The sequence below is a fragment of the Gottfriedia acidiceleris genome (assembly GCF_036421055.1).
Taxonomy (GTDB): Bacteria; Bacillota; Bacilli; order Bacillales; family Bacillaceae_G; genus Gottfriedia; species Gottfriedia acidiceleris_C.
Map to the genome: position 1 here is coordinate 164,995 of NZ_JAZGQS010000009.1, position 12,981 is coordinate 177,975.

The following is a 12,981-nucleotide window of genomic DNA, read 5'->3' on the forward strand; positions in this document are numbered from 1 at the left end:
CCTTTTTTTACGGACTTACAAAAATTTTGTATTGTAGAAAAAAATAAAGGAGATGGTAATAATGATAAACAATGTTGTATTAGTAGGGAGATTAACGAAGGAGCCCATTTTACAAACTACACCAAATGGAAGAAAAACAACTTTTATTAACATTGCTACGAATGTTTATTCAGATTATCTGAAAAAAACGAGAACGAACTATGTTTCAGTAAAATTATGGGGGCCCATTGCTGAATATGCTACTAAAAAAGCAAAAAAAGGGATGGAAGTTTCTATTGAAGGAATGATAAAAACTTCAAGTTATGTAAAGGAATCTGAAAAACCAATTTATGTGACGGAAATAATAGTTGAGAAATTTCACCTTTTTACTCGTCGATCTGAAGAGTTAACTCACAACGCAATCGAATCTAGTACAAATGACTTCGAAGAATTTGTTAAGGCGTTACAATAGTGAGTTTTTCCTCTTTTTGATAGAATGAACTAAATAACAAGAAGAGGAGATTAAGATGAAAATTAAGTCAATCGAGCCAACACCAAGTCCTAATACAATGAAAGTGCTATTAGATGAGGAATTGCCTTCAGGAAGTAGAAATCATTATTCTACTGATAATTTTGACAAGGCACCATTAATCATTCAAGAAATATTAGGAATAGAAGGAATCAAAAGTGTCTATCATGTAGCTGATTTTATTGCTATTGATCGTAAGTCAAATGCGAATTGGCAAACCATTTTACTTCAAGTCAGAAATGTATTTGGTGAAGAAGTAAATGATGAAGCTACTAATGAAACGATAATTGATAATCATTTTGGAGAGGTACAAGTATTTGTTCAAATGTATCATAATATACCAATGCAGTTGAAATTAATTGTAAATGGTGAAGAACAAAGAGCCGCTTTACCTCCTTTTTATAAAGAAGCAATCATGAAACTAACAACATCTGCATCAAATGTAGTATTTGAAAGACAATGGATTGATTATGGAATTCGATATGGTGAATTAGCAACAATCGAGAAAGAAATTATTGATGAATTAACGGCTACACACACTGAAAACGACATAAAAAATATCGTCAACGAAGTGATGACGAATGATGCATCTACTATTGAGAAAAAAGAAGTTCCTAAATTTGAACCATTTACTGCAGATATTTTTGAAGAAAAAGATTGGAAAAAAAGATATGCGAGATTTGTAAAAATCAATCCTACCCTTGAAGATTTACCTTTACTAGAGATTGCATTAAAAGATGAACATGTTTCAATAAGAAGATTAGCTACAGCTTATCTAGGTATGTTAAAATCAGAATTAGTGTTACCTTATTTATATGAGGCTTTAAAGGATAAGGCAGTCGGTGTAAGACGAATTGCTGGAGATTGTCTATCAGACTTAGGATTTGAAGAAGCCATGCCAGCTATGATTGAAGCATTAAAAGATCCTAGTAAATTAGTTAGATGGCGTGCAGCAATGTTTCTTTTTGAACTAGGTGATGAAAGTGCAATTCCAGCATTAAAAGCTGCATTAGAAGACCCAGAATTCGAAGTGAAATTACAAGTTCAGCTTGCTTTGCATCGAATTGAGAATGGTGAGGAAGCACTTGGTTCAGTTTGGAAACAAATGACTGAACGTAATAAAATAGAAAATGAAAAAGGAGAAACAAACTAATGAATGCATATGATGAGTACATGAAAGGGATCGTAAAGCCAATGAGGGAGGAATTAACTTCAAATGGTTTTACAGAATTAACGACCGGGGAAGAAGTCGAATCATTTATGAATGAATTAAATGATACTGCTTTTTTTGTAATCAATTCAGTTTGTGGTTGTGCAGCTGGACTTGCTAGACCTTCTGCAGTTCAAGCAGTTATTGAGTCAGAGAAAAAACCTGCAAATGTTATGACAGTGTTTGCTGGACAAGATAAGGAAGCAACTGCAACGTTAAGAGAATATTTAGCTGACTTCCCACCATCTTCACCTTCAATGGCAGTATTTAAAGGTAAAGAGGTAGTTGGATTTATTCCTCGTGAACAAATTGAAGGATCAACTCCTGAAGATATTAAAGCAAGAATTCAATCGATATTTGCACAAATGTAAAAAGAGGATTTCTCCTCTTTTTTTCTTAATTAAGGAGACATATGATTATTACAACTTGCTTAAGACCAGATGTTTATTTAGAAAAGGAAGCAGAGATAATTGCTTCAGACTTAAATGGGCAACTAATTCTCCGGAAAGAATATAGCATTGAAGAAATCTATAATAAATTTAAAAAACCTATACTTGTTTTAGGTAAAAATAGATTAGAATGGTATGAGGATGGCAATGCAATTCCATATTTTTTTCATCCTAACTCCTCAGTTTTTAGGATTAGACGATTAATGAAGGGTGAACATGATCCATTTTGTGACGCTTGTTTATTAACAAAAGGTGATTCCCTACTAGACTGTACACTTGGAATGGCTTCAGATAGTATTGTTGCAAGTTACGTTGTAGGTGACCAAGGTAAAGTTCTAGGTTTAGAGAAAAACCAAATTATTGCTTACCTAACTAAGAAAGGATTAAAAACAAATAAACAGAACATTTTAGATTGGTCGAATATCATTAACAAAATTGAAGTAAAAAATATAGATTATAAAACTTATATGAAGACACTTCCAGATCAATCTTTTGATATCGTTTATTTTGATCCGATGTTTGAAAAAAATATCGAAGCCTCTTCGGGTATTGCAGCATTGAAAAATTTAGCATCATATGATGACTTAACATATGAAGTAATCAATGAAGCTAAGCGCGTTGCTAAAAAAAGAATAGTGTTGAAAGATCATTTTAGAAGTGAAAGATTTAAAAAATATGGATTTAATCAATTAATTCGCAAATCATCAGAATTTCATTTTGGCTATATTGAAATTAAAGAAGATCATTAAGAATTAACAATACATAATTAGGAGGTCAATATGAAGCAATACTTAGATTTATGTAAACACGTATTAGACAATGGCATGACAAAGACAGACCGTACTGGAACTGGAACAATTAGTACATTCGGTTATCAAATGCGATTTAATCTTCAAGATGGCTTCCCTTTAGTAACAACAAAGAAAGTGCATTTAAAATCAATCATTCATGAATTATTATGGTTTTTAAAAGGTGACACTAACATTCAATACTTAAAAGAAAATGGTGTTCGGATTTGGAATGAGTGGGCAGATGAAGATGGTAATTTAGGCCCTGTATATGGTGAACAATGGAGATCATGGAAAGCTGCAGACGGCTCTACAATTGACCAAATTACAGATGTAATTAATCAAATCAAAACAAACCCAGATTCCCGAAGAATGATTGTTTCTGCTTGGAATGTTGGGGAACTTGATAAGATGGCTTTAGCACCTTGTCATTGTTTTTTCCAATTTTATGTGAATAATGGAAAACTTTCTTGTCAGCTTTATCAGCGTTAATTCTGAGCGCCTTTACAGAGTAATCTGTATCGAAAACCTTGCTAAACGGGGAAACTCTTAAATTAAGACAATCCCGTGCTAAAATTATTCTTTTGGGACGATAAAGAATATAAATGCCTAACGACTATCCAAATATGGAGTAGGGTGCAAGTGATTGGCACCCGAAATGCAAGGGGCCTTATATGAGGTCGTGATATAGTCTCATCTGCATGGTGATATGCAGCAGTTCTTATATGAACGGGCCAAGCCTAACGAACTTGGTTGAAGATTTTGTCAGCTGACATTTTCCTAGGAGTTCCATTTAATATCGCATCTTATGCACTATTAACAATGATGATTGCTCAAGTATGTAATTTAGAATTAGGTGATTTTGTACATACATTTGGAGACGCACATATCTATACAAACCATCTTGAACAAATAAAATTACAACTATCTAGAGAGCCACATAAATTACCAAAAATGAAGTTAAATAAAGAAATTAAAAACATTTTTGAATTTAAATATGAGGATTTCACATTAGAAGATTATGAGTGCCATCCTGCGATCAAAGGGGTAGTAAGTGTATGATTGCTGCATTAGTAGCGATGTCAGAAAACAATGTAATTGGCTTAAATAACAAGATGCCTTGGCATCTACCACAAGAGCTTGCTTATTTTAAGAAAGTAACAACTGGGTATACGATTATTATGGGAAGAAAAACCTTTGATTCGATTGGTAGACCACTTCCAAACCGAGAAAATATCGTTGTGACAAGACAAAAGGATTTTCAAGCAGAAGGTGTTACTGTCATTAATGACGTTATAAGTTATGTAGAAGAAAATAAAAATAAAGATTTATTTATTATTGGTGGGGCTGAAATTTTTAATTTAACATTCCCATATTTAGATACACTTTATATCACTGAAATTGAACATAACTTTGAAGGTGACACTTTTTTCCCGAATTTTTCAAAGGAAGAATGGAATATTAAATCTGTTTCTGATGTACAAGTTGATGAAAAATCAAAAATTAAATTTAGATATTTTGTTTATGAAAAAAAGTGTTGACATCTTGAATTAAAGATATTATTATGAGGTTAAGGGATTTAGTTATCCCTTAATTTTTAAAAATAAATCTCGAATTAAAGATAAACGAAACTGAGAGGAAGATGTTTAAAATGAAAAAATTACTTTATATTACTGCAAACCCAAATGCAATTGAAAATTCATTTGGTCTATCTGTAGGGGAAGCATTTATTAATGAATACAAAAAAGCAAATCCTGAAAATGAAGTTATTCATTTTGATTTATTTAAAGAAAATGTTCCTATGTTAGATGGAAATGTTTTTGATGCATGGGGCAAATTAGGAAATGGTACTGCTTTTGAAGAATTAAGTGTTGATCAACAAGCAACTTTAGCTGCAATGAATCGTAACTTAGAAATGTTCACTCAAGCTGATGAGTATGTATTTGTTACACCATTCTGGAACTTTAGTTTCCCATCAGTTGTAAAAAACTTTATTGATAATATCTCAATTGCTGGTAAAACATTTAAATATACTGAAAATGGTCCAGTTGGTTTACTTGAGAATAAAAAAGCATTACACATCCAAGCAAGCGGTGGCGTTTATTCAGAAGGTCCAGCAGCTGGAATTAACTTCTCTAGCCCATACTTAACAAGTATCTTAAACTTTGTAGGTGTTACTGATGTAACTACATTATTCGTAGAAGGTATGGCTGCAATGCCAGATAAAGCACAAGAAATTAAAGCTAATGCAATTGAAAAAGCTAAAGTTCTTGCTGCAGAATTCAGTGGAGCAAAAGTTTCGAACTAAAGATTCACTATATTAAGGAATCGGCAAATAAAAGCCGATTCTTTTTTTGTGATTCTCGTTTTATTAAATAATCAGGATGGATAATACTTTTCAAGTGGTTGGGCATTTTGTATAATAATTAACATACTCAATTATCGGAGGATTATTATGTTTCGCACAATATATGCTGCAACACGCATTGTAGTTGGTGTAATTGAAGCAAAGCTAAAATTATCATCAGTAAAAAAAATACCAAAAGATTTACCTGTACATGAGCAAGACCGTATAATGCACCAATTTCCAGATTACTTCGGGAAAATGATGATTGGTTGTACTGGTAGTAAAGTAAAGGTTGAAGGAATCGAAAATATTCCTAGAGACGAAGGGGTCCTATTTGTAAGTAATCATCAAAGTAATTTTGATATTCCGCTATTATTAGGATATTTAAATAAGCCTATTGGATTTATTGCAAAAGCCGAGTTAAAAAAACTACCAATCGTACCAGACTGGATGGAACAAATGCATAGTGTATTTATGGACAGAAGTAATCGAAGACAATCACTTAATGCTATAAAAGAGGGCATTGATAAACTTAAAAATGGCCATTCATTAGTTATTTTTCCAGAAGGTACACGAAGTAAGGGTAGTCAAATGGGTGAATTTAAATCAGGGAGTCTTCATTTAGCGACGAAATCAGGGGTTCCTGTTATTCCTGTAAAAATTGAAGGGACTTATAATATTTTAGAAGCTAATGGTAATCGAATTAAACCAGCAAATGTTACACTAAAAGTATTTCCACCAGTTTATCCTGAACAAATTGGAATGACTGATCCGAAAGAATTAACTAACTATATAAAAGAGATTATTGAAAAATAAAACGAAAAGCGCTCATTTAAAATGAAGCGCTTTTTTAAACAACAAATTTTAAGATACAAAAATACATAGACGCACTACCTAATAATACAAATAAATGCCATATTGCATGACTATATGGCCAGCGTTTAACTAGAAAAAAAATTGTTCCAATTGAGTAAAATAGCCCTCCCAATAATAAGTAGAAAAAACCTATTCCAGATAGTCCTACATATATCGGCTTAATTGCAAACATCATTAACCAACCCATAATTAAATAAACAAACGTTGAAAATAATTCAAACCTATTAACATAGATAAATTTAAAGATTACACCTGAAACTGCCAAGCACCAAATAATTGTAAATAAAGACCAACCAATCCTCCCCCTTAAAGTTACGAGTAAGAATGGAGTATAAGTTCCAGCTATTAATAAATAAATTGCCGAGTGATCTAAAATTGTAAATAGCCTAATTAACTTTGGGTCTCTAACGCTATGAAGTAATGTTGAGCAAATATAAAGTAGCAGCATAGACAAACCAAAGACTGTAAAGGAAATTAAATGCCATGGTGTCCCTTTATGCATAGCCTTACTAATTAAATAATATAGTGCTGGGATGCTCAGTATTGCACCAATCCCATGAGTAATAGCATTTGCTAATTCTTCTTTCATTGCTCTACTCATAAAAATGCCTCCTAATTTTATTGAATCATTTTCATCCATGAGAGTATTATGAACAAATCTAGAGATTTAATGTTTTCAATATTTAATAGCTTTATGTATATTTTGATAGATTATTTTAAACAGTTTCTATAAAGCAAGAATGAATCATAAATCAAATAGATATGGTAATCCGAATTAATCAAAATTATCTAAATGGAGGTAAATATGCTACTGATAAAAAATGGTGAAATCTTCACCCCGAAATCAATTGGTAAAAACGATATTTTAATTTCAAATGAAAAAATTGAGTATGTTCATGAAGGAATAGACATTACCTTATCTTCGGTTCCTTTACAAATATTTGATGCATCTGCCTACTATATTGTGCCTGGCTTCATTGATGCTCATGTACATCTTATTGGTGGTGGAGGTGAAGGTGGACCCAACACATATTAACCGCAATAGCTATTTATTTGAAGCAGGAATAAACTATGCTAAAAAAGGAGGGTTTGTAGACTTTACAACTAGCTCAATCCCTCACTTTTTAAATAATGGTGAAGTGAAATGTAGTGTAGGGTTGAAAAGAATGCTCAATTCAGGTGTTAGCATTAAACAAATCACGTTTACATCTGATGGACAAGGGAGTCTACCCGATTTTGATGAAAACGGAATACTCCGAGGAATGAAAGTTGGAAGAGTAAGCAGTTTATATAACGAAGTAAAAGACGCAATTTTAAATGAAGGCATTAAGCTTGAAGATGCAATTAGCGTCATCACTAAAAACCCAGCTAATATTTTAAAATTACAAAAAGGACAAATCAAAAATGGATCCGATGCAGATTTAGTCTTCCTAAATAAAGACACACTAGAAATTGAAGCAGTTATTTCAAAAGGAAAAATAATGATGCAAGATAAAGAAGTATTAGTAAAAGGAACATTTGAATGAATAAAGTTTAAAAGCAGGAAGTACAAGGAACTACCTGCTTTTACTTTGTTGAAAATAACCTTTTCCTATTCCCTCATCTTTTCAACGAATAAAACAATAATCGAAAATTCATACTAGAAATAATTGTATTCGAATGAGGTGAATGATTTTGTATATAAAAAAGACTGCATTAATCTTAATTTCGATCATTGCAGTCGTCATTTCGGCTTGCAGTAATAATCAAGAGTCTAGTAATACTTTCAATATTGGGATTGTCTCAGATTCAAATGGTAAAAATAATAGTTATTTAAACTCAATTGCTATGAAAGGTATTACTAAATTTGCTAAAGAGGAACATTTAAAAAAAGATAAGAATTATAAATACATTACAACTAGCAGTAAAAAAGGTTTTGAAAAAAAAATTACTAAATTGGCTGATGCAAATTATGATTTGATTATTGGAATAGGGAATAATTTATCTACTGTATTAAATAAAGTTGCAGAAAACAATAATAGTACTAAATTTGGTGTGATTGATTCAAGAGTTGACCAACCAAATGTAATTAGTATCGATTTTACTGAACAAGATGGAAGTTTTTTAGCAGGTGTAATTGCAGCGATGAAAACAAAAACTAAAAAAATTGGATTTATCGGTGGGGACGACAATGAAATTATTAACAGGTATAAGTATGGATTTATTTCAGGGGTAAAATCAGTAAATAAAGACATTGAAGTTCTAACAGCATATTCTAATACCTTTAATGACCCTAAAATAGGTTCAAGAATAGCAAATGACTTTTTTATGAAAGACGTTGATATCATTTTTCCAGTAGCGGGTTTAACAAGTAAAGGTGTATTTACTACTGCAAAAAAAATTAGGAGATCAAATCAAGGGGAAGTATGGGTAATAGGAGCTGACCGTAACGAGTATAAACACGGTTTACCTGAGAACGTAACTCTTATCTCACTTGTGAAAAAAATTGACCAGGCAGTATATGATCTAGCTAAACAAGCAAAGTCGAATGAATTTCATGGTGGTAAAACTTTAATTTATGGTTTAAATGAAGATGGTATAAAATTAATTCAGGCTGATCATAATGTTGAGGACAAAATTTTAGTAAAGGTTAATGAATATAAGGATAAAATTCAAAATGGTGATTTAGTGGTACCTAGTAATAAAGAAGAGTACTTACAATTTAAAGAAAAATTAATTTAATTTAAAAATAAAAAAGAACTAATAACATTATTATGTAAACTGAAACGTATTAAGTTATTAAAATTTATTAAAATTCCTTGAAATTATTTGACGAATGAACAAATTTTTGACAATATTACTATATAAGGAAAGTTTGGTACTTACTTATTAATAGTGGATGGAAGTTGGGGGAAAATAATGGCTAACATAGGCTTTCCAGGTTTAATTTTAATTTTAATTTTAGCATTAATTATATTTGGACCAAAAAAATTACCTGAAATCGGAAGAGCATTTGGCGATACTCTTAGAGAATTTAAGCGTTCTACACAAGGATTAACAAATGATCTTTTAGAAGACAAAGACGAAAAGAACGGCAAATAAATCAGTAAAAGACTCGGTAATCGTACCGAGTTTTTTTTTTGAAAATTTTCTATCTACGCATTTTATTCAAACGCCACATCTTGTCCATTCTTAAACTTAAAACTCCCCATTATGTCAATATGATTTTTAAACAATTATTGAAATTTTAATAGAACTTTAATATTTACTGTCAACTTATAGTAAAAATGATATAATGAATTTGCTTTGCAAAATTTGTAGAATTTTAGAAGAAAGATGTGAATTGATTGGCAAACATAAAGATAGTAACTGACTCAACAGCCGACTTATTAAAAGAAGAAATTGAAAATTTAAATATAACAGTCATTCCTTTAACAATTCAAATAAATGGTGGAACATATTTAGATGGGGTTAATATATCTCCAAAGCAATTTATTGATGAAATGCAACAATCAGTTGAATTACCAAAGACATCTCAACCAGCTGTAGGAACATTTGTAGAAACATTTGATAAATTGACAGCCGATGGAAGTAAGGTCATTTCAATTCACTTATCTAGTGGTTTAAGTGGTACTTATTCAACCGCATGTGCAGCGGCAGGGATGGTTGAAGGTGATGTAACTGTAATTGATTCAGCTTTTATTACAAGAGCAATGGCTTTTCAAGTCATTGAGGCAGCACAAATGGCAAAAGAGGCATACACAGTAGAAGACATCGTTAACCGTCTTAAGGAAATTAAAAATAGCACGTATTTATATATAATGGTAGATACTCTTGAAAACTTAGTTAAAGGTGGACGAATTGGAAAGGGTAAAGCTTTCATTGGGTCATTACTAAATATTAAACCGATTGCATCACTTGAAGGAGGAGTCTATTCTCCAGTTGGTAAAGTACGTAGCCATCAGCAAGTAGTAAAAACTTTAACTAAATATTTTGAACAAGACACATTAGGAAAAACGATAAAAGGTGTAGGAATTGCACATGCAGATGCTACAGAACTTGCAGAAAATCTTAGAAAATCAATACAACAGCTAACGAACCTAGAATTAGATGAAACAGGTTATACAACTCCAGTAATTAGTACACATACTGGAAAAGGTGCGATTGGCTTCGTATTTTATGCAGAATAGTTTCTAGATTCAACATTTCATTTTTAACATAAGAAAGAAGAAGCTTAATAAATAATGGCTTCTTCTTTTTTATTTCCAACGATTGAGGGGTGAATTGTTTCACCAAGTAATGAAATTTTTAGCTTTTCGGGTTGTATTTTTTTCCTTTTCCATTCAGAACATAATCGCTCGAGAGCCTCAAAAGGAGTATCATCTGCCAGTTTAAACGTTCCGTAATGCATTGGGATAAATAACTTTGCGTTTACATCTAAAAACGCTTGAACAGCTTCTTCAGGTGACATATGGTTGTGTTTCATAAACCATTCAGGTTCATATGCTCCGATTGGAATAATGGCTGTATCAATTTTAAATCTTTTACCGATTTCTTTGAAACCTGAAAAATAAGCACTATCACCTACGTGATATATACAGTCATTGGTCGTTTTGAATACAAATCCACCCCAATGTGACTTATTTCTGTCAAATAAAGTTCTCTTCGTCCAGTGCTGAGAAGGTACAAATGAAATATTGATCCCTAAAAAGTCTTTTGACTCCCACCATTTCATTTCATGGACATTGTTATAGCCTTTATTAACAAATTTTTGTTTTAAGCCGATTGGTAAAATAAACCGTGTTTTTTTAGGAAAATGTCGCAACGTATTAAAATCTAGATGATCATAGTGACCATGAGAAATACAAATTATGTCAATTGGAGGTAATTCGGATATAAGTATTCCTGGTTTTGACAATCGTTTTTTTAAAGCCATTTGATTAGCATAGACAGGGTCAGTTAATATATTGACTCCTTTTATTTGAATTAAAAAAGTAGAGTGTCCAATCCAAGTAACTGTTGTTTTATCACGATTTTCTTTTAAATAAGAGATTTTTTTATGACTACATTGTTGAATGACACTACTATAATCCTTTTTTGTCTTACTTCTTTCAATACCGCATTTGATAAAATCTTTAAAAGTTTTACGATAACTTGTGTCTAAATTTTCATATTTTTTATTTGCCATGATCAGTCATCCTTTCAAGATTCTTTATCAATATGTTTAGTTTAACTTTACTTTGTAAAAGTATCATTTGAAAAACTTTAAATATCTATGACAATTAGTTTAAATTATTAGAAAGAACCGATCCGTTTTTGATACAATGGACAAGTACAATGCAACATAGGGGGATAAGTATGAAGAGAAATTCGGTATTTGTGACATTTATAATGATTTTATGTCTTGCATTATTAAGTGGCTGTGGAAATAAAATTGAGAATCCTTTAAATTGGGATCTAGAAAAATTTACATACACTAACCAGGACGGTAAGGCTTTTGGGACAAAAAATTTAAAAGGAAAAGTCTGGCTAACAGATTTTATATTTACAAGTTGTGAAACAGTTTGTCCGCCAATGACAGCAAATATGGCAAAACTTCAACAAAAGGCTGCAGAGAAGAAGTTAAATGTAGACTTCATCTCATTTAGTATTGATCCTGAAGTTGATACGCCACAATTATTAACTACATTCGCAAATAAATTTAATGCTGATTTTAGTAATTGGAATTTCTTAACTGGATATTCTCAAAAACACATTGAAAAATTTGCATCTGAAAATTTTAAAACGATTGTTAAGAAACCTGAAAACAATTCACAAGTTATTCATGGTACTAAATTTTATTTAATTGATCAAAACGGAAAAATCGTTAAAGATTATAGTGGTGTAAGTAATGTGCCATTTGATGAGATTTTATCTGATATTGAAACTTTGACAGGGAAATAAAGCTGCCTTTAAGTAAAGAGATTTAATAAAAAACTGAGTTTCTAAAAGATACTCAGTTTTTTTATTTGAATTTAGTTAATGGTGTTTTTTAGTTAAAACACCGACTTCCAATTGAATATATTTTCGTCGGTCATATGCAGTATTACTTTTAGTCTAAAAAGATTTGTTTTTGGTATTCAGGTAATTTAGTACCTTTTATGACAAGCATACCGTTTTCGTATGTTGCAGTTGCTGTTGTTGCATTAATTGGGTAAGGTAATTTTACAACTCTTTGGGATTGGCTATAAGAATATTTTTTATAGGAGTAATTTGATTGATCGTTTTGTACTTCAGTAGTCGAATCAGTTTTTAAGCCAATTGTTAGGATTGTTCCTTCAAGGTCCATATAAATTTGTTCTTTGCTTACACCTGGCATACTTGCCTGAATGATTAATTCCTCACCGTTTTCAATAATCTCTACACCGATTGAGGAAAAAACGCCATGTTTATGAAAGAATTTATCAATTTCATCAAATAGACCTCTAATAGGCGACTGATCTATTAAATCATCCACCTTTTTTAAATAATGTTGAAGATCAATAGATGAATGACTTTGTTTTTCATCTTGAGCGTTGTTTTTTTCTTTTTCACTCATATTCATACCTCCTATCATTCCGACTAACGCAGTATATGTAAGGAGCCTAAACACTGTGCATGTTTAGGTGTAAGGATTTTTTTAAAACAAATGGTGAAAATCAGTTTTTGTCATGTACAATGAACGGAAAGATAAAAAGTTAGAAGAGGAAGAAGAATGGAAATACAGGTTGCAACAAAAGAAGATGTATTAGAAATTGTAACCATTTATAATGATACGATTCTAAACACCACAGCAACATTTGATA

14 protein-coding genes and 3 pseudogenes are annotated in these 12,981 nt (G+C 31.4%); 14 read left to right on the forward strand and 3 right to left on the reverse strand.

The window, feature by feature from the left end; all coding sequences use genetic code 11:
• The first annotated feature begins 61 nt into the window (after positions 1-61).
• From RAH41_RS15375 to RAH41_RS15415, 9 genes and pseudogenes are all read left to right on the forward strand, one after another.
• Positions 62-451 (forward strand): single-stranded DNA-binding protein, encoded by a 390-nt coding sequence (locus RAH41_RS15375; RefSeq protein WP_331223675.1) that lies wholly within the window; start codon positions 62-64, stop codon positions 449-451.
• Between the two features lie 55 nt (positions 452-506).
• On the forward strand, positions 507-1,661 hold the full coding sequence (locus RAH41_RS15380; RefSeq protein ID WP_331223677.1) for a conserved virulence factor C family protein: 1,155 nt from the start codon (positions 507-509) through the stop codon (positions 1,659-1,661).
• Positions 1,661-2,089 carry a BrxA/BrxB family bacilliredoxin gene (locus RAH41_RS15385; protein ID WP_025672116.1) on the forward strand — a complete coding sequence of 143 codons (429 nt, stop codon included), beginning with the start codon at positions 1,661-1,663 and terminating at the stop codon, positions 2,087-2,089. Before RAH41_RS15380 ends, RAH41_RS15385 begins: the two co-directional genes overlap by 1 nt.
• Positions 2,090-2,130: 41 nt before the next feature.
• Entirely contained in the window at positions 2,131-2,916 is a 786-nt protein-coding gene (locus RAH41_RS15390; protein WP_331223679.1) for a class I SAM-dependent methyltransferase, read from the forward strand.
• A 30-nt stretch (positions 2,917-2,946) separates the two neighbouring features.
• Positions 2,947-3,444 (forward strand): annotated as a pseudogene (thyA, locus tag RAH41_RS15395) (thymidylate synthase); the annotation flags it as partial.
• Between the two features lie 276 nt (positions 3,445-3,720).
• Positions 3,721-4,017 (forward strand): annotated as a pseudogene (thyA, locus tag RAH41_RS15400) (thymidylate synthase); the annotation flags it as partial.
• Complete coding sequence (locus RAH41_RS15405) at positions 4,014-4,496, forward strand: dihydrofolate reductase (protein ID WP_331223680.1); 483 nt, start codon at positions 4,014-4,016, stop codon at positions 4,494-4,496. The pseudogene thyA (RAH41_RS15400) and the gene RAH41_RS15405, both read left to right, overlap by 4 nt.
• A gap of 110 nt (positions 4,497-4,606) precedes the next feature.
• Positions 4,607-5,263, forward strand: coding sequence for an FMN-dependent NADH-azoreductase (locus tag RAH41_RS15410; RefSeq protein WP_331223682.1), 657 nt, complete (start codon positions 4,607-4,609; stop codon positions 5,261-5,263).
• 147 nt (positions 5,264-5,410) lie between these two features.
• A complete protein-coding gene (locus tag RAH41_RS15415; RefSeq protein ID WP_331223684.1) occupies positions 5,411-6,118 on the forward strand; it encodes a lysophospholipid acyltransferase family protein in 708 nt (235 codons plus the stop codon).
• A 34-nt stretch (positions 6,119-6,152) separates the two neighbouring features.
• On the opposite strand, the gene trhA is transcribed toward RAH41_RS15415, so the two are convergent.
• Positions 6,153-6,779 (reverse strand): PAQR family membrane homeostasis protein TrhA, encoded by a 627-nt coding sequence (gene trhA / locus RAH41_RS15420; protein ID WP_331223686.1) that lies wholly within the window; start codon positions 6,777-6,779, stop codon positions 6,153-6,155.
• A 192-nt stretch (positions 6,780-6,971) separates the two neighbouring features.
• Between trhA and RAH41_RS15425 the strand changes: the two are divergent.
• The 4 genes and pseudogenes from RAH41_RS15425 (at position 6,972) to RAH41_RS15440 (ending at position 10,347) form a co-directional block, all read left to right on the forward strand.
• Positions 6,972-7,704, forward strand: a pseudogene (locus RAH41_RS15425) (amidohydrolase family protein).
• A gap of 148 nt (positions 7,705-7,852) precedes the next feature.
• A complete protein-coding gene (locus RAH41_RS15430) occupies positions 7,853-8,899 on the forward strand; it encodes a BMP family ABC transporter substrate-binding protein (protein WP_331223688.1) in 1,047 nt (348 codons plus the stop codon).
• Positions 8,900-9,073: 174 nt separating this feature from the next.
• A complete protein-coding gene (locus tag RAH41_RS15435; RefSeq protein ID WP_025672166.1) occupies positions 9,074-9,259 on the forward strand; it encodes a twin-arginine translocase TatA/TatE family subunit in 186 nt (61 codons plus the stop codon).
• Positions 9,260-9,504: 245 nt separating this feature from the next.
• Positions 9,505-10,347, forward strand: coding sequence for a DegV family protein (locus RAH41_RS15440; protein WP_331223690.1), 843 nt, complete (start codon positions 9,505-9,507; stop codon positions 10,345-10,347).
• A gap of 44 nt (positions 10,348-10,391) precedes the next feature.
• Here the strand turns inward: RAH41_RS15440 and RAH41_RS15445 are convergent, their stop codons facing one another.
• Complete coding sequence (locus RAH41_RS15445) at positions 10,392-11,345, reverse strand: MBL fold metallo-hydrolase (RefSeq protein ID WP_331223691.1); 954 nt, start codon at positions 11,343-11,345, stop codon at positions 10,392-10,394.
• A 170-nt stretch (positions 11,346-11,515) separates the two neighbouring features.
• Between RAH41_RS15445 and RAH41_RS15450 the strand changes: the two genes are divergently transcribed.
• Entirely contained in the window at positions 11,516-12,100 is a 585-nt protein-coding gene (locus tag RAH41_RS15450; RefSeq protein ID WP_331223693.1) for an SCO family protein, read from the forward strand.
• 148 nt (positions 12,101-12,248) lie between these two features.
• Here RAH41_RS15450 and RAH41_RS15455 read toward each other — a convergent pair whose 3' ends face one another.
• Positions 12,249-12,734 carry an Hsp20/alpha crystallin family protein gene (locus RAH41_RS15455; RefSeq protein WP_331223694.1) on the reverse strand — a complete coding sequence of 162 codons (486 nt, stop codon included), beginning with the start codon at positions 12,732-12,734 and terminating at the stop codon, positions 12,249-12,251.
• Between the last annotated feature and the right edge of the window lie 247 nt (positions 12,735-12,981).